The organism is Cupriavidus pauculus, assembly GCF_008693385.1.
GTDB lineage: Bacteria > Pseudomonadota > Gammaproteobacteria > Burkholderiales > Burkholderiaceae > Cupriavidus > Cupriavidus pauculus_D.
In genome coordinates, this window is sequence record NZ_CP044065.1 from 1639130 (window position 1) to 1663643 (window position 24514).

The window sequence follows — 24514 nt, forward strand, 5'->3', positions numbered from 1 at the left end:
GGTTCCTCGCGCTTACGTTCTGACGGTGTCCGCACTGGCCTGCTCGAGGAACAGGTCGATATGCACCTGCGGCATGCCGTCCAGCGTCCCGCCGATCGGCGACGGGCGTACCGCCTCGTTGACGAGTTGGCGGGCGTCATGGCGAGAAACGGGTTTGCCTGGCTGCAGGTAGTACCGCTTCGCCTCGTCGCCCGTCGCGCCATCCGGCACGACGGGGGCATAGCGCCAGAAATAGATCGGCGTGCCGGGTTCGATCCGCCAGCTGTCCGCGAGCGCGCCCGCGTCGATGACGTCGTAGCCCACCGCCTCGACAAAGCGCATCACCGCAGCCTTCGCGGCCGCATCGTCGCCAGCAATGGGCAATGTCGTCCGAGCGGCATCGCCCCGGGGACGGGCATTGCGCGCCATGTGGATCCAGCTCAGGTTATGCAGGCCCTTCACCACCTTCGCGCCACGAAGGTGCCGTTGCACGAGTTCGCTCGACGTCAGTTCGCCGTTGTCGAGATCGGCCCGGCGAAACTCGCCCATGCCCGGGTAATAGTTGGTCTGGTCGAGCACGACCTTGCCGGCAAACCCGTCCGCCGGCAGCGTCTCGAAGACCGCCAGCGGAATGGCGAGCGTGACGATATCCGCGGCCGCAATCGCGTCCTCGACGGTGCCGGCGCGAGCGAGCGGCCCGAGCTCCCCGACCAGCGCGGAAAGCGTGGCGGGGCCGCGCGCGTTGCTGATCACGACGTGATAGCCCGCCGCGACGGCCAGACGCGCAACGGCCTTGCCGACCAGTCCCGCGCCAATGATTCCGATTGTTTGTTTCATCGTACGTCTCGTGTGTTGAAGAAGATCGCACTTTGAACGTGACGCCAGGATTGATAAATAGCGCCGAAAATCACATACTGTTGTCCATGACTACATCAGTCGACCTGCCCGAGATGCGCGTCTTCGCGGCCGTGGTAACCGACGGCTCCTTCACCACGGCCGCGGAACGGCTCGGCACCGACAAGGCAAGGGTCAGCCGCATCGTGCGGCGCATGGAAGAAAAACTCGGCGCCCAGCTCCTGACTCGCTCGACGAGGCGGCTCAACGTGACCGAAGTCGGCCGCGACTATTTCGAGCGCGCGATCAGCATCCTCACCGCCGCCGAGGCCGCGGAGGCCGCGGTGGCGCAACAGTCGAGGGAGCCCAAGGGCCTGCTCAAGATCACGGCCGGCTCCGAATTCGGGACGATGGTCGTGGACCAGTGGGTCGCCGCATTCCTGCGGCTGGGACCGAAGGTCACGGTGGAGGCGGAATACACGAACCGCATGGTCGACATCATCCACGAAGGCTTCGACGTCGCGGTTCGCGTCGGCGCGCTGGAGGACTCAGGCCTGTCAGCCCGCAAGCTGGGGGAAGTGGATTACGGCCTGTACGCGGCCCCGGATTACCTGAAAGATGCACCGAAGCTTCTGACGCCCGGCGACCTGAAGCATCACGCGCTGATCCTGAAAACGACCCGCGGCCGCGCCAGCTGGACGCTCGGCAACGGCACGCAAACGGAGCGCATCACGACGTCCCCACGCTGCGCGGTCAGCAGCACCCTCTCCGCAAGAAACCTCGCCCTGGCGGGCATCGGCATCGCGCAACTGCCCCGCTTCATGGCGGCGCCGTACGAAGCGGAAGGCGCGCTGTCCTGCGTACTGCCGGGCTGGTCAGAACCGCCCGCCCCGGTCCACGCCGTATTCGCCTCGAGCCGCTACATGGACCCCAAGGTACGCAGCTTCGTGGACCTGAGCGTGAGGGCATTCGGGGTCCCGCTGGCCGCATAGATCATCATCGCTTCGCCTGCGCAGGCAATGCAATGTCATACGCCCTGGCGATTCGGGCGACCAGATCGGCGACGGCAACGTTGCCGAGATTCAGTGCTTTTGGATCGATCGTTGCATCGGCCGCAATGGCGACAAGAAAGCGCGTCAGGTCCGCGCCGATCTTGTTGTCGAGCGAGATGCGTGTATCGGGTGTCAGAAGCTGGGAAAGACGCAGCACGTCGTTGAGGTGCTTGCGCACGTCCTTGGCATCTACCTTTGCGCCATGCTCCTTCTGGCTGCTCAGGTCCAGCCACGCGATGGCCTTGAGCGGGATCAGACGATCTTCACCGACCCACGGCAGACCACCGACCTCGCGACGTCCAGCCATGATAAACGCGTAGTAGACTTCGTCCAGCAGAATGGCGGACAGGCTGGAGACGGCTTCATCCAATGGTATCGGTGTCAGCGCACTGCCTTCGGCCAGCCTTAGTCCTGCAGGCGTTCTCGCGAACAACTCGATCATCGCGGGGTAGCGATCATCGGCCGGCTTCTGAAATCGATAGAAGGTCGGTTTGCCTGTGTCACTCGCCTGACGAATTTCGTACCCACCCTCCTCAACGAATTCCCAGAAGGCTTCGCCGAACGCCGGCGTCAACGCCTCCACGTGCAGGACAATGTCGAGGTCCTTCGTGGCTCGGAACTCCAGGCCCGCCTCCTCCATCGTCAGACTCGCAGCTGTGCCGCCAATCAATACATATTGGTCGGCGTACGCCGCGAAATGCTCCTGAAAAATAGCCAATCCTCTCACCACGGCAACAGTCCCTTGAGTTCATCCAGTGCGAGCTGAACCCTGTCGTCGGCGCTATCCTGCAAACTAAGCGTCAGCGAGAGGGGGTCAACAATGTCGGTATCCCACATCAACGCCGGGCTGTAGCTCCATAACTGCCACTGCTGGGCGCCCGCTTCAGGCTCGGGCAACTCCTGAATCCCGGCCTCCGTCGCGACCTTCCAATCGGCGGCGGCCATCGCATACACCGGCCATCTCGGCGCCGTCAGCATGGAATGGCGAGCGAGCGCACTCAGGCCTGCCATGCGAGTCGGCCGATATCGGACGTCTTCACAGGCTGCCACCCACGCCACGCGCTTGACCGGCGTTCGCAGCATGGGTTTCGCACGTTCCCATATCTGCTGTGGAGGATGTTCCATCTTCAGCCAGCGCGAACGACCAACCGTGTAGGCAGTGGCCAGCCCGGTCCCAGTGAGTTCCTTGACAGCACGCGACACTGTCATTGGCGTATAGCCGAGGACCGCCGCCACGCTGGAGGGCTGCCAGTCGGATTGCCATGGCTGATGCAGTAAAGCGGAAATCAGCATGGCCTGCGCGGATGGGCTCAGCGCTTCCGTGGGCGTAGCGCGCTGCCGAAAATGTTCACGCAAATCCAGACCCAGGTCTGGCAGGTAGAGTTGGTTGCCCGGAACGATGAACGGGACTTTCTGCTCGATCAACCGCCGGCGGTCATAGGACGGCAAGGCATCCGTGACGTAAACCACCGGATGGCCGGCCAAGGCGCCGACCTTGCTCACCCAGAGCCGGATCTCGCTCAGAGACGTCCTGGCGTCGGCGGCGGCCATCGCCAGAATGACGGGCTGCCCTAGCAGCTCTAGCTCGCAGAACTGAAAGGCATCCTGGAGGAAGTAAGGCAACTGCCCCGCGCCTGTCCACGGCTCGACGCCTGGTGCGTCGATGCCCAAGACCTCATGGAGATAACGCAGAACGTCGGTCGCGAGAGATGGCAAGGTGAAGCCCCGGTAACGTACATTCCACACGATAACATACACCATGTTATCGTGCAGAAGTACGTTATCTTAGTGCCACCCTCAATGCGTCAAGGCGGAGATGGCTCACAAATGGCAAAAAGCTCACTGAACGTGAGCTTTTTACGACATCTATAAACCGGAAGTCCGCTGGGCAGTTATTCCCACTCGATCGTCGCAGGCGGCTTGCCCGAAACGTCGTACACCACCCGGTTCAACCCGCGGACCTCGTTGATGATGCGGTTCGAGCAGCGGCCCAGCAGCGCGTAAGGCAGGTGCGCCCAGTGCGCCGTCATGAAGTCCGTGGTCTGCACCGCGCGCAGTGCCACCACGTAGTCGTACGTGCGGCCATCGCCCATCACGCCGACCGACTTCACGGGCAGGAAGACCGCGAACGCCTGGCTCGTCAGGTCGTACCAGCTCTTGCCCACCTGATGCGGCTCGCACAGGCCGGCCGCCGCGTCCTGCTCGGTCGCGATCGTCTTGCGCAGTTCCTCGATGAAGATCGCATCGGCGCGGCGCAGCAGCTCCGCGTACTCGCGCTTCACCTCGCCCAGAATCCGCACGCCGAGGCCCGGGCCCGGGAACGGGTGGCGGTACACCATCTCCGGCGGCAGGCCGAGTTCCACGCCGAGTTCGCGCACTTCGTCCTTGAACAGGTCGCGCAGCGGTTCCAGCAGCTTCAGGCCCAGCGTCTCCGGCAGGCCGCCCACGTTGTGGTGGCTCTTGATCGTGGTCTGCTTCTTCGTCTTGGTACCGCCCGACTCCACCACGTCCGGATAGATCGTGCCCTGCGCCAGCCACTTGGCGTTGCTCAGCTTCTTCGCCTCGGCCTGGAACACCTCGACGAACTCGCGGCCGATGATCTTGCGCTTCTGCTCGGGGTCGGTCACGCCGGCCAGATGGCCGAGGAACTGGTCCGACGCGTCGATATGCACCACCTTCGCGTGCAGGCGGCCCGCGAACATGTCCATCACCATCTTGCCTTCGTCCAGGCGCAGCAGGCCATGATCGACGAACACGCAGGTCAGCTGATCGCCGATCGCGCGATGGATCAGCGCCGCGGCCACCGACGAATCGACACCGCCGGACAGGCCCAGAATCACCTCTTCATCGCCCACCTGCTCGCGAATCTTCGAGACGGCTTCCTCGATGTGGTCGCGCATGACCCAGTCCGCCTTCGCGCCGGCAATGCCGAGCACAAAGCGTTCGATCATCTCGCGGCCGCGCACCGTGTGCGTGACTTCGGGGTGGAACTGCACGGCGTAGTAGCCGCGATCCACATCGGCCATGCCCGCGATCGGGCAGCTCGGCGTGGACGCCATGAGCTTGAAGCCCGGCGGCAGTTCGGCCACCTTGTCGCCGTGGCTCATCCAGACCTTGAGCATGCCGTGGCCTTCCGGCGTGACGAAGTCCTGCACGTCCTGCAGCAGCGGCGTATGGCCGTGCGCGCGCACCTCGGCGTAGCCGAACTCGCGATGGTCGCTCCACTCCACCTTGCCGCCCAGCTGCACGGCCATCGTCTGCATGCCGTAGCAGATGCCGAGCACGGGCACGCCGAGGTCCCACACGGCCTGCGGCGCGCGCAGCTGATGGTCCTCGTAGGTGCTGGCGTGGCTGCCCGACAGGATGATGGCCTTCGGCGCGAACTGCCGCACGAACTCGTCGGACACGTCGTTCGGATGGATTTCGCAATAGACGTGGGCCTCGCGAACACGGCGGGCAATCAGCTGCGTGACCTGCGAGCCGAAATCAAGAATGAGGATTTTGTCGTGCATGATGGGGGGATGGCAGTTCTTCCGTTGCAGGGTCGGGCAACACTTCGGTACCGGGCCCATAGCCCGGCGGCGGCGTGATGACCGGCTCGCGCCGGTATTCAGGATATTCGCGCGATGCCGGACGAACCGCATCGTCATGAGGATAAGGGTCGGGTCGCACCGCATCGCCACCGGGACCGACGGGACGTCCGCCCGTGGTGGCCGTGGTGGCCGCCTGGCGCTCGGCCTCGCGTGCCAGCTGTGCCTCGCGCTCGCGCCGGCGCACGCGCTTGGCCGCGGGAATCTGCACCGCTGCAAAGAACGCGAGGACCGCGGCCAGCGTCAGCAGCCAGATCTTGCCCGCGCCCTGCACGGGCACTTCAAGGAACAGCACCCACGATACGATCAGAATCGCGCCGATCAGATTCACCTGTCCGACCGTCCGCGCGATGGCGACGGTCAGCTGGCCGTTGATCGTGGCCTGCACCAGAAGCCAGGCAAAGCCGATCATTGCCACGCCGAGCAGTTGCCCGTACAGCGCGGGCTGCGGCTGCGGCAATTGCAGCGCGGCATACAGCGTCGCAAACGGCGACGCCAGCAGCAGGATGCCAAGCAGCAGTTGGAGCAAGGCATCGAGAAACAGCACCGCTCGCAGCAGTATCTTCATTGGCGCTCCTGTCCGTGATGTCGGTGACTCATGTACACACGGCCGCGCGGCCCCGCCCGCAATCTGCGCGGACAAGGCTTGCGCGGCCGTGCGGCCGGATCGACTGCGGAATCAGTCGATGTGGTAATTCGGCGCTTCCTTCGTGATCTGGACGTCGTGCACGTGCGACTCGCGCATGCCTGCCGCCGTGATCTGCATGAACTCCGCCGTCTCGTGCCACTGGGCGATGGAGCTGCTGCCGCAATAGCCCATCGACGCGCGAATGCCACCGGTCAGCTGGTGAATGATCGCCTGCACCGGGCCCTTGTAAGGCACGCGGCCCTCGATGCCTTCCGGCACGAGCTTGTCGACGTTGGCGGTGTTGTCTTCCTGGAAGTAACGGTCCGCGGCGCCATCCTTCATCGCGCCCACCGAACCCATGCCACGGTAGCTCTTGAACGAGCGGCCCTGATACAGGAACACTTCGCCCGGCGCTTCCTCGGTACCCGAGAACATGCCGCCCATCATCACCGTATGCGCGCCTGCCGCGAGGGCCTTGGCCACATCGCCCGAGTAACGCACGCCACCGTCGGCGATCAGCGGCACACCGGTGCCCTGCAGCGCCTCGGCCACGTTGGAGACGGCCGTGATCTGCGGCACGCCCACACCCGCGACGATACGCGTGGTGCAGATGGAACCGGGACCGATACCGACCTTGACGCCATCGGCGCCATGATCGACCAGCGCACGCGCGGCGGCGCCGGTGGCGATGTTGCCGCCGATGACCTGCACCTGCGGATAGTTCTGCTTGACCCAGCGCACGCGGTCCAGCACGCCCTGGCTGTGGCCGTGGGCGGTATCGACCACGATCACGTCCACGCCGGCCTTCACCAGCAGATCCACACGCTCGTCGTTGTCCGGGCCCACGCCAACTGCCGCGCCTACGCGCAGCTGGCCATGGTCGTCCTTGCTTGCCAGCGGGTTATCGACGGCCTTCTGGATGTCCTTCACGGTGATCAGCCCGCGCAGCTCGAACGCGCTGTTGACCACGAGCACACGCTCCAGGCGGTGACGGTTCATCAGGCGCTTGGCTTCTTCGAGCGGCGCGCCTTCGGCCACGGTCACCAGCTTCTCGCGCGGCGTCATCTTCGCGCGCACCGGCGCTTCCAGGTCTTCCTCGAAGCGCAGGTCGCGGTTGGTGATGATGCCGATGACGGTCTTGCCTTCGAGCACCGGGAAACCCGAAATGCCGTGGTGCTGCGACAGCGCGATCACATCGCGGATCTTCATGTCCGGCGAAATGGTGATCGGATCACGCAGTACACCCGACTCGTAGCGCTTGACCCGCGCGACTTCGCGCGCCTGGTCGGCTGGCTTCAGGTTCTTGTGGACAATGCCGATGCCGCCGGCCTGTGCCATGGAAATGGCGAGGCGGGCTTCCGTCACGGTATCCATGGCGGCGGAGACCAGCGGAATGTTCAATTCAATGGAACGAGACAGGCGGGTGCGAAGGGAAACATCCCGGGGCAGGACGGCCGAATAGGCCGGTACGAGCAGCACATCATCGAACGTGAGTGCTTTCTGGACAAGACGCATAGCAAATCCTCTAGGCGCAAAAGCAGATTATACAGGATTGCAGGATTTGCTGATGCTTTCCCGCAAACCCTTTGCTATGCTCGCCTTCCTTTCAAGATTCGAGAACGGAGACGATGGGAATCGGCGTCCTGTGCGGCCTGCTGGCCGGCGCGTTCTGGGGGATGGTGTTCATCGCGCCCAAGCTGCTGCCGGTATTTTCACCGTGGGAACTCGCCATCGGCCGCTACCTCGCCTATGGCATCGTCGCATGCGTGGCCACGCTGCCGATGCTTCGCCGCATCCTGCGCAAGCTCACGCGCGCCGACTGCATCGCGCTGCTGCGGCAGGCATTCACGGGCAACCTGCTCTACTACGTGCTGCTCGCGTTCGGTGTGCAACTGGCCGGCGTGGGCCCCACCTCGCTGATCATCGGCATCCTCCCGATCACGGTCACGATCATGGGCCGCCGCGACCATGGCGCGGTTCCGTTATCGAAGCTCGTACTGCCGCTGCTCGTCGTTGCCGCGGGCATCGCCTGCATCAATATCGATCTGTTCTCCGGCGGCGGCGGCGCCCATGGCGCGGCGGCCACCGACGCGGCAATCCGTCCGGTATGGGAGAAGATCGCCGGCGTGCTGTGCGCCGTGGGCGCGCTCGTCTGCTGGTCGCTGTACGCGGTGGACAACGCGCGCTACCTGCAGTGCAACCCGCATTTCAGCGGCAACGAATGGTCCGCGCTTTATGGGCTGTCCACGGGCCTCGTTTCCGCGGTGCTCGCGGTCATCGGGTGGATGGTCGCCGGCGACACCCTCACCGCGTCCGGCAGCCAGCGCGACTGGCAGTGGTTCTGGATCGTCAACGGCGCCGTTGCAATCGGAGCGTCGCTTATTGGCAACAACCTGTGGAACATCGCGAGCCGTCGGCTACCCCTCACGCTGTCGGGCCAGATGATCGTGTTCGAGACGCTATTCGCGCTGGCATATGGGTTTGTCTTCGACCATCGCTGGCCCCGGCCGCTCGAGACGGCCGCCGTTGCATTGCTGATGATCGGGGTGGCCTGGTCCGTGCGCTTGCACGCCCCGGACAAGTCTGCGTAGACTGCTGTGCGTTGCTCACCACGCACGTTACCTCCCCATGAAACGCTCGTTCGCGCGCTTTTTCGGTCTCTCCCTGCTCGCCGCGGCCGGCATCGCCGCGCTGCCCGGCATCGCCCAGGCCCAGTGGCAATGGCGCGACGAGGCCGGCCGCAAGGTCTACAGCGACACGCCACCGCCGCCTGGCGTGCCGGCGCGCAACATCCTGTCGGCACCGGGCCGCGCGCCGGGCGCCTATGTCCCCGCCGATGGCGCCGAGGGCGCAGCCGACAAGGGCAAGGGGTCGGTCAATACCATCGCCTCGACGCCGAACGACAGCCAGGCGGCCCTGCAGGCCCAGAAGGAAGGCTTCGAGAAGCGCCGCGCGGCGCGCCTGAAGCAGGAAGAGGAAACGGCCGCCAGGGAAGCCAGGCTCGCTCAGCGCGCCGCGCGCTGCCAGGAGCTGCAGAACTACGCGCTGGGACTCTCGCAGAACGCGCGCATCGCGCGCATCAACAGCGAAGGCGCGCGCGAGGCGCTGGACGATGCCGAGCGCGCCGCGTCGCTGGAACGCACGAATACCGCGATCGCGGCGGAGTGCGGCGCCGGCGGCTGATCAGTCAGACTTGCCGCGCAGCCACTTCTGGCCTTCGCGGGTCCCCGTGGCGCGGGTCTTCTGCACGCGCCTGCGCCGCGCCTGCTTGGGATCGGCCGTGAGCGCGCGATACACCTCCACACGATCACCGTCGCGCACCACCGTATCGAGCGTCTTGAGCTTGCCGAAGATTCCCACGCGCATCGTGTTCGGATCGACCTCGGGACAGGCCCGCACGAGCCCGCTGGCCGCGATGGCCTGCACGATCGACGTCCCCGGCGGGACTTCCACGTCCTCCAGGAACACGCGGTCCGGCCGCGCATAGCAGACGGCCAGGCGCACGACGGCAGCCGGCGACCCGGGCGCGAGATCAGGTCTTGTTGTCATAGACCACCTCGGCCCGCTTCACGAACGCATCGACGAACGTATTGGCGATGACGCTGAACGCCGGGCCGATGATCTTCTCGAGCAGGACGCTAGAGAACTCGTAGTGCAGATGGAATTCGATCTTGCACGCGTCGGCGCGCAGCGGCGTGAAGCGCCACGTGCCATTGAAGGTCTTGAAAGGTCCGTCCGCGAACGTCATATCGATTCGCGTGGGACGCTCCTGGATGTTCCGCGTATGGAAGTACTGCTTGATGCCGCTGAAGTGGATATTGATCTTCGCGTCGAGCAGCGTTTCGGTCTGCTCGAAGACCTCCACTCCTCCGCACCACGGCAGAAACTTCGGGTAGTCCTCCACGCGGGTTACCAGGTCGTACATCTGCTCGGCGGAATACCCGAGCAGGACGGATTTGTGGACGTCGGCCATGTAAGCGGAATGCGGGGCGCTGCCGGGCTGGGCCGGCGCCTGTCTGGTTTGCTAGAATCGGGATTTTAGCCGACACGCGCGCGAAGGGCATCCCCAGCGGACACCCCAGCTCATCATTCATCGGAACGCATGACCATCGCAGACAACAAGAAAGCCTTTTTCGACTACTTCATCGAAGAGCGGTACGAAGCCGGCCTCGTGCTGGAAGGCTGGGAAGTCAAGGCGATCCGGGCTAACCGCGCGCAGATAAAGGAAGGCTACGTGGTCATCCGCAACGCCGAGATGTTCCTCATCGGCGCGCATATCAGCCCGCTGCAGAGCGCCTCCACGCACGTCCAGCCCGACCCCGTCCGCACGCGCAAGCTGCTGCTCAAGGCCGCCGAGATCAGCAAGCTCATCGGCAAGGTCGAGCAGCGCGGCTATACGCTGGTCCCGCTGAACCTCCATTACCAGCGCGGTCGCATCAAGTGCGAGATCGGGCTGGCCAAGGGCAAGAAGCAGTTCGACAAGCGCGAGACCGAGAAGAACCGCGACTGGCAGCGCGAGAAGGCGCGCATCCTCAAGGGCGACGCCAAGGAGTAATCGCCCTCGATCCGGTCGTCCTGATCGTGGTCGCCCTCAGCGCGCGGGTGACGACTTCATGAGCCGCCACAGCGTGGTACGGCCGATGCCGAGCGCGCGGCTCGCCGCGGCGCGATTGCCGCCGTGCGCCTCCAGCGCGCGCAGCACGTCGTCACGCGACGGCGGCGCTGCGGATGGTGCCGCGGCCTGCCGGTGCCGCTCGCCCGCCTCAACTACCTCACCCACCTCATCGAACTCGGGAAAGATCTCCCGCAGATCCTGCTGCGCGCTCCACGCGGCATCGGTCAGATAGATCGCCGCGCGCGCCACGAGGTTCTCGAGCTCGCGCACATTGCCCGGCCACGCGTACGACGCGAATAACGGCTGCAGGAACGCGACGATGCGCGCGTCGTCCTGCCCATCGTTCCGCGCGGCCAGGCCGTACTTGCTGCGGCTGCGCGCCAGCAGTTGCCGCGCGAGGTCGGGAATGTCCTCGCGCCGCTCGCGCAGCGCGGGCAACGCGATCTGCAGCAGATTCAGACGGAAATACAGGTCGGCGCGAAACGTCCCCTGCCGCACGAGTTCGCGGAGGTCCCGGTGCGTGGCGGCAATCACGCGCACGTCGATCGGCGTCGCGCGCCCCGCCCCGAGCTTCATGACCTCGCGCTCCTGCAGCACGCGCAGCAGCCGGCTCTGCAACGCCGCGGGCATCTCGCCCACTTCATCCAGAAAGATCGTGCCCGTGTGCGCCACCTCGAAGAGCCCCGGCTTGCCGCCGCGCCGCGCGCCCGTGAACGCGCCCTCTTCGTGCCCGAACAGTTCGCTTTCGATCAGTCCCTCCGGCAACGCCGCGCAATTGAAGGCCACGAACGGATTACCCCGGCGCTCGCTCGCGTTGTGCACGCCCTGCGCGACGAGCTCCTTGCCCGTGCCGCTCTCGCCGATCAGCAGCAGCGTGGCATCGTGCGCGGCGCTGGCCTGCGCGAGCCGCCTGACGCGATCGATCGCCGCCGATGCGCCGGTCAGATCGGCCAGCTTGTGCCGCGCGACCACATGCCGCGGCCGCTGGCTCGTGCGCAGCGAGCGGTCGATGCGCTGCGCGACGAGCGCATCCTGCGCGGTGATGACCGTGCCCGAACGCACGCCATGATCGACGATCGGCAGGCTGTTCATGATCAGCGCGCGGCCGCCCATCTGCTCGATGCGCTCTTCCGCCATGGCATCGCCGTCGCCCGCGTCGCGCAGCTGCGCGCCAAGCGCGCGCATCAACTGCGCATCGATATCCTGCGCGCGGTCCACACCCAGCAGTTCGAGCATTGCCGGGTTGACCACCTCCACCTGCCCCGACTCGTCGAACGCGGCCACCCCATCGCGCAGATGCGCGACGATCGTGTTCAGACGCACGCGCTTCGACTCCTTCTGCCGGCTCATGCGCGCGAGTTCGATCGATCGTTCGAACGCTTCCTCCACGGCGCCCATGGAATACAGGAACACGCTGTGCAGCCCCGCACGCAATGCAAGGTCGCAGGCCATGCCCGGGCCGATGATCACGGTGCAGCCTTCGGCCGCCAGGGTCTCCACGGCTTCGCGCACTTCATCGATCGAGCGATAGGCGCGCTGCCGCAGGTCGAGCCGCAGGTACTTGCCCAGTTCGGCAAGCTCCTTCGAAATGGCCTCGTGCAGCACGAGTCCGACCGACTCGCCCGGCCATAGCGAGATGGCCTGCGCGATCGCGCTCAGCACGTCGAAGCCATTGACCTTGACCATGACCACGGGCACCGCGAGGTTGTCGCGCAGATAGGCGCCGTTGGAGCCCGCGGCCAGCACCACATCGACCGTGCCGGCCTCGATATGTGTCTGCAGCGCCGCGACGGCCGCGCCGTAGCCGGCCCGCACCGAGAAAAATCGCGCCTGATCGCCATAGCGCGGCGCGACGGTTTCACAGAGCGTCGCAAGTTGACTAAAACTGACGAGGGCGATGCCGGGACGTCCAGGGACGGCGTTCGATACGACTTGGGACATGGGAAAGACCTTGGTGCCAAAACGTCCAGCCCGAGACTGGAACGTTCCGTGAAACACATGAAACGTTCCGGCATGGTAGCTCAACCACGCGCCCCGCACCCAAGTCATTGTTTTGCATGAAGTTTTTGGCGAACCGTCCGACTGGCACGCTCCGTGCGAAAAGAGGCACATCCATTCGAGATCCGGAGACCCCATCATGACCACCTCCTCCGCGGCACGCCGTGCCGCCTTCCGCGCCAAGGTCGAAGCCCGCCAGGGCCTGCTCGTGCCCGGCGCATTCAATGCCATGAGCGCCCGCGTCATCGAGGACGCCGGGTTCGAGGCGCTGTACCTGACCGGTGCCGGCGTGACCAACATGTCGCTGGGCCTGCCCGACCTCGGCTTTATCGGCCTGCACGAAGTCGCCGAGCACACGTCGCGCGTGCGCGATGCCATCGCGCTACCGATCATCGTCGATGCCGACACGGGCTTCGGCAACGCGGTGAACGTCTATCGCACGATCCAGGTCCTCGAACGCAGCGGCGCCGACGCGGTCCAGCTGGAAGACCAGATCATGCCGAAGAAGTGCGGGCACTTCGCGGGCAAGGAAGTCATCAGCACGAGCGAGATGGTCGGCAAGATCCAGGCCGCGGCCGATGCGCGCGAGGACGAAAACCTGCTGATCATCGCGCGGACCGATGCGGCCGCCGTGCATGGCATCGAGGACGCGATCGACCGCGGCCGCCGCTTCGTCGAGGCGGGCGCGGACATCCTGTTTATCGAAGCCACCGAGTCGCTGGCCGATATCGAACGCCTGCCCGGCCTGATCGACATTCCGCAACTGATCAATATCGTGATCGGCGGCAAGACGCCGACGCAGTCGCGCGAGGCGCTTGCCGGCCTTGGCTACGCCATCGTGCTGTACGCGAACGCGGCGTTGCAGGGCGCGGTGCTCGGCATGCAGCGCGCGCTCGGCACGCTGCAAAAGCAGGGGCGCCTCGATGAAGACGCGACGCTCGTGGCACCGTTCAGCGAGCGCCAACGCCTTGTCAACAAGCCGCGCTACGACGCGCTCGACAAGAAGTACGCCGCGAAAGACTGACGTTTCAGATGTTGTTATTCGCTTTTGGAGACACGTTTTGCATAAGACCAACCGATTCACGCGCACCCTGATCGCTTCGGCGGCCCTGATCACCACGTTTACGGCGGCCGGCACCGCGGCCGCCGCCGACACGTGGCCGTCCAAGACCATTCGCTTCGTCGTGCCGTTCTCGGCCGGCGGCGCCAACGATCTGATGGCCCGCGCGGCGGCCGAAGGCGCGTCGAAGGTGCTGGGCCAGACGGTACTGATCGACAATCGTCCGGGCGCGGGCGGTACCGTGGGCGCGGAAGTCGTCGCCCGCAGCGCCCCCGACGGCTATACGTTCCTGATCAGCGCGGCGGGCGTGATCTCGAACAGCATGATCAAGAAGTCGATCCCGTTCAAGGACGATGCGCTGGTGCCGGTCGTGATGATCGGCCTGGCCCCGTCCGTGATCGTGGTGCCGAAGAGCTCCCCGTACAACACCCTGCGCGAATTCGTCGATGCCTCGAAGAAAGGCAACGGCTTCAACTTCGCGACCGCGGGCACCGGCAGCACGCCGCATTTCGTGGCCGAGATCCTCAACGTGAAGTACGGCGCCAAGCTGCAGTCGATTCCGTACAAGAGCGGTGGCGAGAGCACGACCGCCGTGCTCGGCGGACAGGTGGAAGGCACGTCGGAGGCCAGCATCATCGCACTGCCGCATATCGTGGGCGAAGGCAAGTTCAAGCCGCTGGCCACGACGTGGACGCAGCGCATCTCCGCCTACCCGCAGCTGTCCACGGCCACGGAGCAAGGCTTCCCGGACCTGCAGATCGCGCACTGGGCCGGCGTGCACGCGCCCAAGGGCACGCCGCCCGCGATCATGGACAAGGTGGCGGCCGCGGTCGATCAGGCCATGCGCGACCCGGCCACGGCGGCCAGGCTCAAGTCCGTCGGTATCGAGCCCATCGGCGGCACGCGCGCCGAGTTCGTGAAGTTCGTGGACGCCGAACGCCGCCGCCTGGGCGAGATCGTCAAGGCCGCGAAGATGCAGGAAAAATAAGCGATCTCGCAAACCTGCAAACAAAAAGGCCGCCCCTCGGGGCGGCCTTTCTACATGGCGACGTGGCTTACGAAGCCAGCTGCTTCCACGTATCGATCACCGAATCAGGATTCAGCGAGATCGACTTGATGCCTTCCTTGGCGAGCCACGCGGCAAAGTCCGGATGGTCCGAAGGACCCTGGCCGCAGATGCCGACATACTTGTCCAGGCGCAGCGCCGTGGAGATCGCACGGGCCAGCATGAACTGCACCGCCGGATCGCGCTCGTCGAAGTCCTTGGCCAGCAGCTCCATGCCGGAGTCGCGGTCGAGGCCCAGCGTCAACTGCGTCAGGTCGTTCGAGCCGATCGAGAAGCCGTCGAAGTACTGGAGGAACTCTTCGGCCAGAATCGCGTTCGACGGCACTTCGCACATCATGATGATGCGCAGGCCGTTCTCGCCGCGCTTGAGGCCGTGCTTGGCCAGCAGCTCGATGACCTTTTCCGCCTGACCCAGGGTCCGCACGAACGGCACCATGATCTCGACGTTGGTCAGGCCCATTTCGTCGCGCACGCGCTTCATGGCCTTGCATTCCATCTCGAACGCCTCGGCGAAGTCGTCGGAGATATAGCGCGAGGCGCCACGGAAACCCAGCATCGGGTTTTCTTCGTCCGGCTCGTAGCGCGAACCGCCGATCAGCTTCTTGTACTCGTTGGACTTGAAGTCCGACAGACGCACGATCACGGGCTTCGGATAGAACGCCGCGCCGATCGTCGCGATGCCTTCGGCCAGCTTGTCCACGTAGAACGCGCGCGGGCTCGCGTGGCCGCGGGCCACCGATTCCACGGCCTTCTTCAGGTCGGCATCGACCTGCGGATAGTCGAGAATCGCCTTCGGGTGGACGCCGATGTTGTTGTTGATGATGAACTCGAGACGCGCCAGGCCCACGCCTTCGTTCGGGATCTGCGCGAAGTCGAACGCGAGCTGCGGATTGCCCACGTTCATCATGATCTTGACGTCGATGGCCGGCATTTCGCCGCGCTGGACCTCGGTCACTTCGGTCTCGAGCAGGCCGTCGTAGATCCGGCCTTCGTCACCCTCGGCGCAGGACACGGTCACCAGCGTGCCATCCTTGAGGATGTCGGTCGCGTCGCCGCAACCCACCACGGCGGGCACGCCGAGTTCGCGCGCGATGATCGCCGCGTGGCAGGTACGGCCGCCACGGTTCGTCACGATCGCCGAAGCACGCTTCATCACCGGCTCCCAGTTCGGGTCGGTCATGTCGGCCACGAGCACGTCGCCGGGCTGCACACGTTCCATTTCCGACGGATCGTTGATCACGCGGACCGGACCGGTACCGATCTTCTGGCCAATGGCGCGGCCGCTGGTCAGCACGGGTGCCGTGCCCTTCAGCTTGAAGCGCTGCTCGGCCTTGCCGGCGGACTGGCTCTTCACCGTTTCCGGGCGCGCCTGCAGGATGTAGATCTTGCCGTCCTTGCCGTCCTTGCCCCACTCGATGTCCATCGGGCGGCCGTAGTGCTTCTCGATGATGACCGCGTACTTGGCCAGTTCCGACACGTCGGCGTCGGTGATCGAGTAACGGTTGCGCAGTTCCACGGGCACATCGACGGTCTTCACGCGGCCGGCTTCGCCCGGTGCCGTGAATTCCATCTTGATGAGCTTCGAGCCGATCGAGCGGCGGATGATCGGGTACTTGCCCGACGCCAGCGTCGGCTTGAACACGTGGAACTCGTCCGGGTTCACGGCGCCCTGCACCACCGTCTCGCCGAGGCCGTAGCTCGACGTGATGAACACCACGTCGGGGAAGCCCGACTCGGTGTCGATCGTGAACATCACGCCCGACGATGCGAGGTCCGAACGCACCATGCGCTGGATGCCGGCGGACAGCGCCACCACGTCGTGGGCAAAGCCCTTGTGCACGCGGTACGAGATCGCGCGGTCGTTGTACAGCGAGGCGAACACGTGCTTGATCTTGTCCAGCACGTCATCGATGCCGCTGACGTTCAGATACGACTCCTGCTGGCCCGCGAACGAAGCGTCCGGCAGATCCTCGGCCGTGGCCGACGAACGCACGGCGAACGACGCCTCGGCGCCTTCGCGCGCGGACACCGTTGCGTAGAACTCGCGAATCTCCTTTTCCAGACGCGGCTGCAGGGGCGCGTTCACGACCCAGCCGCGAATCTCGGCGCCGGCCTCGGCCAGTGCCTTGACGTCGTCGACGTCGAGTGCCTTCAGGCGCGCGGAGATGCGCGCGGTCAGGTCGTTGTGAGCCAGGAAATCGCGGAAGGCGAGCGCGGTCGTCGCAAAGCCGCCGGGAACGCGGACGCCGGCTTGGGCCAGCTGGGAGATCATCTCGCCGAGCGACGAGTTCTTGCCGCCGACAGTCTCCACGTCGTGCATGCGGAGCTGCTCGAACGGCAGCACATAGGCGCCGTCGAGTGCGCCGGCATTTGCCTGATTGGCGTTGGTCATGAAAGCCTCAAAACAAAGTAAGAAATCTTTCGTGTCGCCCGGTATCTTGTTGGAGTTCTGTTCCCGGAAGCGATCGCTTGGCTAAGCATTTGCCCGGCATTTCCATCGCCTTTGCTGCGGCGCACATTGTTGACAATCGACCGTATGATCGTTGTCTGGCTTGCGCCCGCGCAATTGCTTAGCCAAAAGATCGCCGCTATTCTACCGTGCCGCACCGCACTTCGCGAAAATGCGGCTCCAAATAATTGATCAGACATGTCCCTTCCGGAAGCGCCTGATGCGCCGCAACCGGCGTCCGTAGCGCCCACCCCCGTCACCGGCGCCGCCGATCGCCCTGCCGTCCGTACGGTCTTTATCGTCTCGGATGGCACCGGCATTACCGCCGAAACATTCAGCCACTCGATCCTCGCGCAGTTCGAGATGCGTTTCCGCAAGGTGCGCATGCCGTTCGTCGATACGCCCGAGAAGGCACATATCGCCGTGGGCAAGATCAACGAGGCGTTCTACAACGAAGGCGTGCCGCCGATCGTGTTTACGACGCTCGTCAACGCCGAATCCAACAAGGCCATCCGCCGCGCCAAGGCGATGATCCTGGACATGTTCCAGACCTTCATCGAGCCGCTGGAGAAGGAGCTCGGCCTCAAGTCCACGCACGCGATCGGCCGCTTCCACCAGAACGCCGACACCGAGGCGTACAAGAACCGCATCGAGGCCATCAACTTCTCGCTCGCGCACGACGACGGCCAGTCGCACAAGAACCTGCAGGAAGCCGACGTCATCCTCGTGGGCGTCTCGCGCAGCGGCAAGACCCCGACCAGCCTCTACCTGGCCATGCAGTACGGCCTCAAGGCCGCCAACTACCCGCTGATTCCCGACGACTTCGAACGCGGCAAGCTGCCCACGGCGCTCTATGCGTTCAAGAACAAGATCTTCGGGCTTTCGATCGATCCGCAGCGCCTGACCGAAATCCGCAACGAGCGCCGGCCCGGCAGCAAGTACGCGGCCATCGAGAACTGCCGCTACGAGGTCAACGAGGCCGAGACGATGATGCGGCGCGAGGGCATCAAGTGGCTGTCCTCGACCCACAAGTCGATCGAGGAAATCGCGACGACGATCCTGCAGGAAATCAAGGTCGATCGCGACAACTATTGACCGCTATTTTGAGAATCGTCTCCTGTTCGGAGCCCTGACACGGTGGCAAATTTCAATGGCAACGCTGTCGTTGTCCACAGGAGAAAACCACCGTGTCCCATCCCCAAGGCCATGTGCATACCGCTGGCGACTTCCCGCATACCCTGACCCCACGCGATCCCGGCCACCTGCCGCCGAAGGTCGGCGCCCTTCTTTTCGCCGGCGTTCTCACGTCGCTGTCCGCCGTGTTTGCCATCGTGGAATACAGCGGCCGCGACCTGAAGGACGCCCTCGTTCGCATCGAAACCCAATTCGACAATCGGCTCGGTCGCCTGGAAACCCAATTCGACAATCGGCTCGGTCGCCTGGAAACCAAATTCGATCAGCGGTTTGATCGCCTCGAGGCGCAGGTGCACGCCCTCGATCGCAAGGTGGACAGACTCGAAGTTCGGCTCGACAAGGTCGAAGCATTCATCGCCCCGAAGACGGGGCAACCGGCGGACACCAGGGCGCAGACGCGCTAGCCCGCTATGCGCCCGCCCCGCGCCGCTGCCGCACCGCCTCGAACAGGCAAACGGCAGTGGCCGCCGCCACGTTCAGCGATTCGAGTCCGCCTGGCTGTGGAATGGTCACCGTGCGGGACACATGCGCCATCCATGCCGCGCTGACGCCAGCGCCTTCGTTACCGACGACCCACCCCACCGGCGCCCGCAGATCGGTATCGAATACCGCCGCATCCGCGTGCGAGGATGTCGCCAGCAACGGCACCCGCAGCCGGCTGGACAGCATGTCGAGCGTGCAGTGCTCGACGATATTCAGATGGAAGTTCGCGCCCATGCCGGCGCGCAGGGTCTTGGCCGACCATGCCGACGCGCTGCCGGTCACGAGGAACGCGTGCGGAATGCCCGCCGCGGCCGCGCTGCGCAGGATCGAGCCGACGTTGCCCGCGTCCTGCACGCCATCGAGAATCACGCAATCGGTGTCGATGGTCTGCGGCAGATGCCCGCCCGGCGTGTCGATCACGAACAGCAGATCGATCCCATTGGCGACGGGGGCGATCTGCGAGAACAGCGCGTCGGCCAGCACGATGACGCGGTGCTCGTCGACGGCGTCGCGCAGCGCCCGCACCTCGGGATGATCGTAGTGGCGCTCGCCGAGCACGCATTGCACGGGCTGCCCCAGCGCCGCGACGTAGGCCTGCGCGAGGTGCACGCCATCGAGCACGGACTGGCCCGCCTTGCGCTGCTGGTGGGTGGAGCCCGTCAGCGCCTTCAGATGCTTGAACAGCGCGTTGTCGCGCGATGTGATGTGCTTCACCGTAGAACCTTCAGAACGGCGGCGCTTCCTGCGCAACCGTCATGCGATCGAGCACGATGCGCACCGGCGCGAACGTGCGGCGGTGATGCGGCGTGGCCCCGAACTGCTCGAGCGCGGCCAGATGTTGCGGCGTGGGATAGCCCACATGGCTGTCGAACCCGTACTCGGGATACTGCTGGTGCAGCGCGTGCAGTTCGCGGTCGCGTGCGACCTTGGCGAGGATCGACGCCGCCGAGATCGCACGCACCTTGGCATCGCCCTTTACGATCGCTTCGACCGGAAACGCGACCTGCGGGCAGCGATTGCCGTCCACCTGCACGAGGTCGGGAATCACGCCTTTGGCGGCGAGCCCCTGCACCGCGCGCTGCATGGCCAGCATCGAGGCATGCAGGATATTGATCGAGTCGATCTCCTCGACCGTCGCAAACGAAATATGCCAGCCCAGCGCGCGTTCGCAGATGCGCTCGAACAGCACTTCGCGCTTCTCCGCGCTGAGGATCTTGGAATCGGCCAGCCCGCGGATCTGGCGCGCGGGGTCGAGCACCACGGCGGCCGCATACACGGGCCCCGCGAGCGGGCCGCGACCGGCCTCGTCCACGCCGCACAGGCGCTGTACGACGGCCACGGTCTGAGTGAGTTCGAGCCCCAGTTGCGGCGAAGGCGACTTGGCGCGCGGCATCAGCGTACCCCCCGCTGATGCATGAGATCGACCACGACATCGGCGGCGATCGATGCGGTATTGCGCTTGAGGGTCTCGTGCATCGCCGTGAAATGCTCGCGGAGGAATGCGATATTGCCTTCGTCGTTGAGCTGCAGCAGCGTTTCGCGCGCGAGCGCCTCGGGCGTGGCATCGTCCTGCAGCAGTTCCGGCACGACAAAGCGGCCGGACAGGATATTCGGCAGCCCGACATAGGGCAGATAGCCCTGCCGCTTCATGATCTGCGCGGTCAGCCAGGGCACCTTGTAAGAGATGACCATCGGCTTCTTGTACAGCGCGGCTTCCAGCGTGGCGGTGCCGCTCGCCAGCAGCACGACGTCGGCGGCTTCCATCGCAAGATGCGACTGACCATCGACGATCGTCACGTCGAGTTCCGGATGATCGAGCGCATGTCCCTCGATGATCGCGCGCAGCGGCGCGCTTGCCGCAGGCACGACGAAGGCGAGGTTGCCGTCCATGCGATGCATGCGCGCCATCGCGCCGAAGAACGTGGCGCCGAGGTTCTTCACCTCCGACTGCCGGCTGCCCGGCAGCACCGCGACGACGCGCTTGCCCTCGGGCAGGCCCAGCGTCGCGCGCGCACCGGCCACATCGGGCACCATCGGAATCACGTCGGCCAGCGGATGGCCGACATACGTCGCGGGAATGCCCGCGCGCGCGTAGATCTCGGGTTCGAACGGAAACAGGCAGAGGATATGGTCGACCGCGCGTGCGATCGTACGGATCCGCCCACCGCGCCATGCCCAGATCGACGGGCTGACGAAATGCACGACCGGAATCCCCGCGCGGCGCAGCGGGACTTCGAGGCCGAAATTGAAATCGGGCGCATCCACGCCGATAAAGCATAGCGGCGGCTGCGCAATCAGCTTCTCGCGGATCGCACGCCGCGTGGCGAGAATCTCGCGCAGCGAGCCCAGTACCTCCACATAGCCGTTGACGGAGAGCGTCTCCATCGGCCAGTGCGAGACGAAGCCCTGCTCCATCATGCGGCGGCCGCCGATGCCGGCATAGTCCACCGATTCGCCGAGCCGCTTGTGCAGCCCTTCGAGCAATAACGACGCCAGCAGGTCGCCGGAAGCCTCTCCGGCCACCATCGCGACGGTTCCGCGCTTTGCCTCGACCATGTCGCGTCGGCTTAGCGAACGATGCCGCGCTGCGTCGTGGCCAGGAAGTCGGCGAGCGCGCGCAGCGGCTCCGCCGTCGTGGCGTCCGATTGCGCGAGCAGCGCCGCGATTTCATTGCGCGCGTCGTCGAAGTTGAGGTCCGACTTGTAGAGCAGCTTGTACGCCTGGCGCAGCGCGGCGATCTGGCCCGCGTCGAAACCGCGGCGGCGCAGGCCCTCGACGTTCACGCCGTGCGGCGTGGCCTTGTTGCCGCCCTTGTCGCTCGCGGCGATCACGAACGGCGGAATGTCCTGCACGAGCGCCGAGGCACCGCCAAGGAACGCATGCGCGCCGATGCGCACGAACTGGTGCACGCCGCTCATGCCGCCGAGAATCGCCCAGTCGCCCACCTGCACGTGGCCGGCGATCTGCGCATTGCTCGAAAACACGACGTGGTTGCCAACGTCGCAGTCGTGCGCGATATGCACGTACGCCATGATCCAGTTGTCGTTGCCGAGGCGGGTCAGGCCGCGATCCTGCACGGTACCCGTATGGATCGTCGTGAATTCGCGAATCGTGTTGCGATCGCCAATCTCGAGCCGCGTCGGCTCGTTGGCGTACTTCATGTCCTGCGGCGTGCCGCCGATCGAGGCGTAGGGACCGATACGGTTACCCTCGCCCACGGTGGTATGCCCTTCGACGGTGGTATGCGAGCCGATCCGGGTACCGCTGCCAATCCGCACGTTCGGGCCAACGATGGAAAACGGGCCGACGGTCACGTCGGCGGCAAGTTCTGCCTTCGGGTCGACCAGTGCGGTGGGATGGATTTGCGTCATACGTCCTGTCCTGTGGTCTGATGCGTGTGAAGTGGCGCGGCTCAGGCGTCGGCCTGCTTGACCGTGCACATGAGTTCGGCTTCGCAGGCGACCTCGCCGTCCACGGTCGCATTGGCCTTGAACTTCCAGATGCCGCGGATATAGCGCTCCACGGTCACGTTCAGGTGCAGCTGGTCACCGGGGTACACCACGCGCTTGAAGCGCGCGCCGTCGATGCCGACGAAGTAGTACAGCGAGCCTTCCTTGCGCTCCATGTCCGCGCCGAACGTCAGCAGCCCGGCCGATTGCGCGAGCGCCTCGAGAATCATGACACCGGGCATCACCGGTTGTTCCGGGAAATGGCCCACGAAGTACGGCTCGTTGATGGTGACGTTCTTGAGCGTCTTGATCCGCTTCTGCGGCTCCAGCTCGAGCACGCGGTCGACGAGCAGGATCGGATACCGATGCGGCAGCAGCTTCAGGATCTTGCGAATGTCGATGTCGGATGCGGTCATGATGATTTCTCTTGGTCTTGTGTTGGGGCGGGATCCGGTGACTGGCCGCGCAGACGGCGCTCCAGCTGGATCACCCTTTCGCGAAGCTTCGCGAGCCCGCGTACGATGGCGGCGTTTCGCTCCCATTCGCCATGCGGCAGGAATGGGAAAACGCTCGTGAAATGGCCGCCAGGCTTGCTGATCGACTTCGTGATCGAGGTGCCGCCCGAAATCGTGGTCCGGTCGGCAATGGTCAGGTGGCCCGCGAAATTGGCCGATCCACCGATCACGCAGAAACGGCCGACACGGGTACTGCCCGCGATCGCGGCGCAACCCGCGATCACGGTATGCGCGCCGACCCTTACGTTATGCGCAATCTGGACCTGATTGTCGAGCTTGCAGCCCTCTTCGATCACCGTGTCCGCCATCGCGCCACGGTCGATCGCGGTATTGGCGCCGACCTCGACGTCATCGCCGAGCACCGCGCGACCCGTTTGGGGGATCTTCACGTAGGCAACGCCGGCCGGCCCGATATCGGGCGCAAAGCCGAAGCCGTCCGCGCCGATCACCGCGCCGCTATGCAGGATATTCCGTTTACCAACCACGCAGTGGTGATAAACCGATACATTCGCGTAAATCAGCGTATCGTCGCCGATCTCCGCGTGCGAACCGACAAAACTGTTGCCGACGATGCGTACACGCTCGCCCAGTCGCGCGCCAGCCTCGATCACCACGTTCGGGCCGATAAAGCACGAGGCGGGGACCACGGCATCGGCCGCCACGCTCGCGCGCGGGTCGATGCCCGTACGCGTGTCCGCGTTGGCGCGGTCGAAACGCTGCGCGACACGGGCAAAGCATACGTACGGATTGCGCGCGACGAGCCAGTTGCGGCCGTCGGCATGCCCTTCGGCGCGAATGCGCTCGAGGTCGGCGGGCGACACGATGATCGCCCCCGCGCCCGAAGCGACGGCCTGCGCGAGGTACAGCGGATTGGAGAGGAACGACAGGTCGCCGGGACCGGCCTGGTCGAGCGGCGCGAGGCCGGCAACGGTCAGGTCGGGATCACCCACAACCTGCGCGCCGTTCTCGGTGGCGAGCTGCCCCAGTGTGGGTGTCTGCATGGCGGTACTTCCTGAAAGGGAACGATCGAATCGACGCGCGATGGAACCTGCGGGCCGACGGGCTTACTTCGCGCCCGTGGTGCTCGCGTTCAGCGCCTTCATCACGTCGTCGGTGATGTCGATGCGCGGATTCACGTACACCGCTTCCTGCACGATCAGATCGTACTTGCGCTGCTCGGCCAGGCTGCGGATCACGCGATTGGCGCGCTCCAGCACCTGTGCCAGTTCCTCGTTGCGGCGCTGGTTCAGGTCCTCGCGGAATTCACGCTGCTTGCGCTGGAATTCGCGGTCGAGGTCGGCCACTTCGCGCTGACGGCGCTGGCGGTCGGAGTCCGCGAGCACCGCGGTGTCCTTGTCGAGCTTGTCGGCCATGCCCTTGATCTTCTGGGCCATGTCCTGCAGTTCGCGGTCGCGCTTCGAGAATTCCTGCTCGAGCTTGACCTGAGCGGCCTTCGCCGGCTGCGAATCACGCAGGATGCGCTCCGAGTTGACCGCGGCGATGCGCGCCTCCTGAGCCATCGCCGGCGCTGCCGCGCACAGGGCCGCAGCGGCCAGCGCGGCCGCGCTCAGGGATTTCATCAGTGGAGAATGGAGTTTCATG

Annotated in this window: 24 protein-coding genes and 1 pseudogene; 8 read left to right on the forward strand and 17 right to left on the reverse strand. The window is 65.2% G+C overall.

Annotated features, from left to right (window positions below):
• Positions 1-12: 12 nt before the first annotated feature.
• Positions 13-816, reverse strand: coding sequence for an NADPH-dependent F420 reductase (locus FOB72_RS07475; protein ID WP_150371947.1), 804 nt, complete (start codon positions 814-816; stop codon positions 13-15).
• An 86-nt stretch (positions 817-902) separates the two neighbouring features.
• Here FOB72_RS07475 and FOB72_RS07480 point away from each other — a divergent pair, with 86 nt between their 5' ends.
• Positions 903-1805, forward strand: coding sequence for a LysR family transcriptional regulator (locus FOB72_RS07480; protein WP_223851456.1), 903 nt, complete (start codon positions 903-905; stop codon positions 1803-1805).
• 4 nt (positions 1806-1809) lie between these two features.
• Here the strand turns inward: FOB72_RS07480 and FOB72_RS07485 are convergent, their stop codons facing one another.
• From FOB72_RS07485 to guaB, 5 genes are all read right to left on the reverse strand, one after another.
• The gene (locus FOB72_RS07485; RefSeq protein ID WP_223851457.1) at positions 1810-2583 is read right to left on the reverse strand and encodes a hypothetical protein; all 774 of its coding nucleotides are present in this window, start codon (positions 2581-2583) and stop codon (positions 1810-1812) included.
• Between the two features lie 5 nt (positions 2584-2588).
• A complete protein-coding gene (locus tag FOB72_RS07490; RefSeq protein ID WP_223851458.1) occupies positions 2589-3626 on the reverse strand; it encodes a hypothetical protein in 1038 nt (345 codons plus the stop codon).
• A gap of 131 nt (positions 3627-3757) precedes the next feature.
• On the reverse strand, positions 3758-5377 hold the full coding sequence (gene guaA, locus FOB72_RS07495) for a glutamine-hydrolyzing GMP synthase (RefSeq protein ID WP_150371949.1): 1620 nt from the start codon (positions 5375-5377) through the stop codon (positions 3758-3760).
• Positions 5352-6023, reverse strand: a complete 672-nt coding sequence (locus tag FOB72_RS07500; RefSeq protein ID WP_150371950.1) for a hypothetical protein — start codon at positions 6021-6023, stop codon at positions 5352-5354. The genes guaA and FOB72_RS07500 overlap by 26 nt, the downstream gene beginning before the upstream one ends.
• A gap of 111 nt (positions 6024-6134) precedes the next feature.
• Complete coding sequence (gene guaB, locus FOB72_RS07505; RefSeq protein ID WP_150371951.1) at positions 6135-7598, reverse strand: IMP dehydrogenase; 1464 nt, start codon at positions 7596-7598, stop codon at positions 6135-6137.
• 113 nt (positions 7599-7711) lie between these two features.
• Here guaB and FOB72_RS07510 point away from each other — a divergent pair, with 113 nt between their 5' ends.
• Both FOB72_RS07510 and FOB72_RS07515 read left to right on the forward strand, forming a co-directional pair.
• Entirely contained in the window at positions 7712-8674 is a 963-nt protein-coding gene (locus FOB72_RS07510) for a DMT family transporter (RefSeq protein ID WP_150371952.1), read from the forward strand.
• A gap of 37 nt (positions 8675-8711) precedes the next feature.
• Positions 8712-9266 carry a DUF4124 domain-containing protein gene (locus tag FOB72_RS07515; protein ID WP_150371953.1) on the forward strand — a complete coding sequence of 185 codons (555 nt, stop codon included), beginning with the start codon at positions 8712-8714 and terminating at the stop codon, positions 9264-9266.
• Here the strand turns inward: FOB72_RS07515 and FOB72_RS07520 are convergent, their stop codons facing one another.
• Both FOB72_RS07520 and FOB72_RS07525 read right to left on the reverse strand, forming a co-directional pair.
• Positions 9267-9632, reverse strand: coding sequence for an RnfH family protein (locus tag FOB72_RS07520; RefSeq protein WP_150371954.1), 366 nt, complete (start codon positions 9630-9632; stop codon positions 9267-9269).
• Positions 9616-10056: a type II toxin-antitoxin system RatA family toxin gene (locus FOB72_RS07525; RefSeq protein WP_150371955.1), complete on the reverse strand. Its 441-nt coding sequence runs from the start codon at positions 10054-10056 to the stop codon at positions 9616-9618. The genes FOB72_RS07520 and FOB72_RS07525 overlap by 17 nt, the downstream gene beginning before the upstream one ends.
• 129 nt (positions 10057-10185) lie before the next feature.
• On the opposite strand from FOB72_RS07525, the gene smpB reads away from it, so the two are divergent.
• The gene (smpB, locus tag FOB72_RS07530) at positions 10186-10638 is read left to right on the forward strand and encodes an SsrA-binding protein SmpB (RefSeq protein WP_150371956.1); all 453 of its coding nucleotides are present in this window, start codon (positions 10186-10188) and stop codon (positions 10636-10638) included.
• A gap of 36 nt (positions 10639-10674) precedes the next feature.
• Here smpB and prpR read toward each other — a convergent pair whose 3' ends face one another.
• Positions 10675-12639, reverse strand: a complete 1965-nt coding sequence (gene prpR, locus FOB72_RS07535; protein ID WP_150371957.1) for a propionate catabolism operon regulatory protein PrpR — start codon at positions 12637-12639, stop codon at positions 10675-10677.
• 196 nt (positions 12640-12835) lie between these two features.
• Here prpR and FOB72_RS07540 point away from each other — a divergent pair, with 196 nt between their 5' ends.
• Both FOB72_RS07540 and FOB72_RS07545 read left to right on the forward strand, forming a co-directional pair.
• Entirely contained in the window at positions 12836-13720 is an 885-nt protein-coding gene (locus tag FOB72_RS07540; RefSeq protein ID WP_150371958.1) for an oxaloacetate decarboxylase, read from the forward strand.
• Positions 13721-13787: 67 nt separating this feature from the next.
• Positions 13788-14744 (forward strand): tripartite tricarboxylate transporter substrate binding protein, encoded by a 957-nt coding sequence (locus FOB72_RS07545; protein ID WP_223851491.1) that lies wholly within the window; start codon positions 13788-13790, stop codon positions 14742-14744.
• Positions 14745-14811: 67 nt separating this feature from the next.
• Here the strand turns inward: FOB72_RS07545 and ppsA are convergent, their stop codons facing one another.
• Positions 14812-17214 carry a phosphoenolpyruvate synthase gene (gene ppsA, locus FOB72_RS07550; RefSeq protein ID WP_150371960.1) on the reverse strand — a complete coding sequence of 801 codons (2403 nt, stop codon included), beginning with the start codon at positions 17212-17214 and terminating at the stop codon, positions 14812-14814.
• 255 nt (positions 17215-17469) lie between these two features.
• Between ppsA and FOB72_RS07555 the strand changes: the two genes are divergently transcribed.
• Entirely contained in the window at positions 17470-18366 is an 897-nt protein-coding gene (locus FOB72_RS07555) for a pyruvate, water dikinase regulatory protein (protein ID WP_150371961.1), read from the forward strand.
• A 92-nt stretch (positions 18367-18458) separates the two neighbouring features.
• Positions 18459-18869, forward strand: coding sequence for a hypothetical protein (locus tag FOB72_RS07560; protein WP_150371962.1), 411 nt, complete (start codon positions 18459-18461; stop codon positions 18867-18869).
• A 4-nt stretch (positions 18870-18873) separates the two neighbouring features.
• Here FOB72_RS07560 and FOB72_RS07565 read toward each other — a convergent pair whose 3' ends face one another.
• The 7 genes and pseudogenes from FOB72_RS07565 to FOB72_RS07595 all read right to left on the reverse strand — a co-directional run bounded on the left by FOB72_RS07565 (position 18874) and on the right by FOB72_RS07595 (position 24513).
• On the reverse strand, positions 18874-19662 hold the full coding sequence (locus tag FOB72_RS07565; RefSeq protein WP_150371963.1) for a TrmH family RNA methyltransferase: 789 nt from the start codon (positions 19660-19662) through the stop codon (positions 18874-18876).
• Positions 19663-19771: 109 nt separating this feature from the next.
• Positions 19772-20341 (reverse strand): annotated as a pseudogene (locus FOB72_RS07570) (ribonuclease HII); the annotation flags it as partial.
• Positions 20341-21504, reverse strand: a complete 1164-nt coding sequence (gene lpxB, locus FOB72_RS07575; protein WP_150371965.1) for a lipid-A-disaccharide synthase — start codon at positions 21502-21504, stop codon at positions 20341-20343. The pseudogene FOB72_RS07570 and the gene lpxB, both read right to left, overlap by 1 nt.
• A gap of 11 nt (positions 21505-21515) precedes the next feature.
• Positions 21516-22319, reverse strand: a complete 804-nt coding sequence (gene lpxA / locus FOB72_RS07580; RefSeq protein WP_150371966.1) for an acyl-ACP--UDP-N-acetylglucosamine O-acyltransferase — start codon at positions 22317-22319, stop codon at positions 21516-21518.
• Between the two features lie 41 nt (positions 22320-22360).
• Positions 22361-22813: a 3-hydroxyacyl-ACP dehydratase FabZ gene (gene fabZ, locus FOB72_RS07585; protein WP_150371967.1), complete on the reverse strand. Its 453-nt coding sequence runs from the start codon at positions 22811-22813 to the stop codon at positions 22361-22363.
• Positions 22810-23913, reverse strand: a complete 1104-nt coding sequence (gene lpxD / locus FOB72_RS07590; RefSeq protein WP_150371968.1) for a UDP-3-O-(3-hydroxymyristoyl)glucosamine N-acyltransferase — start codon at positions 23911-23913, stop codon at positions 22810-22812. The genes fabZ and lpxD overlap by 4 nt, the downstream gene beginning before the upstream one ends.
• 63 nt (positions 23914-23976) lie before the next feature.
• Positions 23977-24513 carry an OmpH family outer membrane protein gene (locus FOB72_RS07595; RefSeq protein WP_109581241.1) on the reverse strand — a complete coding sequence of 179 codons (537 nt, stop codon included), beginning with the start codon at positions 24511-24513 and terminating at the stop codon, positions 23977-23979.
• Position 24514 lies beyond the last annotated feature (1 nt).

Excerpts from the sequence above, each read along its gene's own strand:
- FOB72_RS07475 (WP_150371947.1), bottom strand. The coding sequence starts at position 816 with ATGAAACAAACAATCGGAATCATTGGCGCGGGACTGGTCGGCAAGGCC.
- FOB72_RS07480 (WP_223851456.1), top strand. The coding sequence starts at position 903 with ATGACTACATCAGTCGACCTGCCCGAGATGCGCGTCTTCGCGGCCGTG.
- FOB72_RS07490 (WP_223851458.1), bottom strand. The coding sequence starts at position 3,626 with ATGGTGTATGTTATCGTGTGGAATGTACGTTACCGGGGCTTCACCTTG.
- guaA (WP_150371949.1), bottom strand. The coding sequence starts at position 5,377 with ATGCACGACAAAATCCTCATTCTTGATTTCGGCTCGCAGGTCACGCAG.
- FOB72_RS07500 (WP_150371950.1), bottom strand. The coding sequence starts at position 6,023 with ATGAAGATACTGCTGCGAGCGGTGCTGTTTCTCGATGCCTTGCTCCAA.
- guaB (WP_150371951.1), bottom strand. The coding sequence starts at position 7,598 with ATGCGTCTTGTCCAGAAAGCACTCACGTTCGATGATGTGCTGCTCGTA.
- FOB72_RS07510 (WP_150371952.1), top strand. The coding sequence starts at position 7,712 with ATGGGAATCGGCGTCCTGTGCGGCCTGCTGGCCGGCGCGTTCTGGGGG.
- FOB72_RS07515 (WP_150371953.1), top strand. The coding sequence starts at position 8,712 with ATGAAACGCTCGTTCGCGCGCTTTTTCGGTCTCTCCCTGCTCGCCGCG.
- FOB72_RS07520 (WP_150371954.1), bottom strand. The coding sequence starts at position 9,632 with ATGACAACAAGACCTGATCTCGCGCCCGGGTCGCCGGCTGCCGTCGTG.
- FOB72_RS07525 (WP_150371955.1), bottom strand. The coding sequence starts at position 10,056 with ATGGCCGACGTCCACAAATCCGTCCTGCTCGGGTATTCCGCCGAGCAG.
- smpB (WP_150371956.1), top strand. The coding sequence starts at position 10,186 with ATGACCATCGCAGACAACAAGAAAGCCTTTTTCGACTACTTCATCGAA.
- prpR (WP_150371957.1), bottom strand. The coding sequence starts at position 12,639 with ATGTCCCAAGTCGTATCGAACGCCGTCCCTGGACGTCCCGGCATCGCC.
- FOB72_RS07540 (WP_150371958.1), top strand. The coding sequence starts at position 12,836 with ATGACCACCTCCTCCGCGGCACGCCGTGCCGCCTTCCGCGCCAAGGTC.
- ppsA (WP_150371960.1), bottom strand. The coding sequence starts at position 17,214 with ATGACCAACGCCAATCAGGCAAATGCCGGCGCACTCGACGGCGCCTAT.
- FOB72_RS07555 (WP_150371961.1), top strand. The coding sequence starts at position 17,470 with ATGTCCCTTCCGGAAGCGCCTGATGCGCCGCAACCGGCGTCCGTAGCG.
- lpxB (WP_150371965.1), bottom strand. The coding sequence starts at position 21,504 with ATGGTCGAGGCAAAGCGCGGAACCGTCGCGATGGTGGCCGGAGAGGCT.
- lpxA (WP_150371966.1), bottom strand. The coding sequence starts at position 22,319 with ATGACGCAAATCCATCCCACCGCACTGGTCGACCCGAAGGCAGAACTT.
- fabZ (WP_150371967.1), bottom strand. The coding sequence starts at position 22,813 with ATGACCGCATCCGACATCGACATTCGCAAGATCCTGAAGCTGCTGCCG.
- lpxD (WP_150371968.1), bottom strand. The coding sequence starts at position 23,913 with ATGCAGACACCCACACTGGGGCAGCTCGCCACCGAGAACGGCGCGCAG.
- FOB72_RS07595 (WP_109581241.1), bottom strand. The coding sequence starts at position 24,513 with ATGAAACTCCATTCTCCACTGATGAAATCCCTGAGCGCGGCCGCGCTG.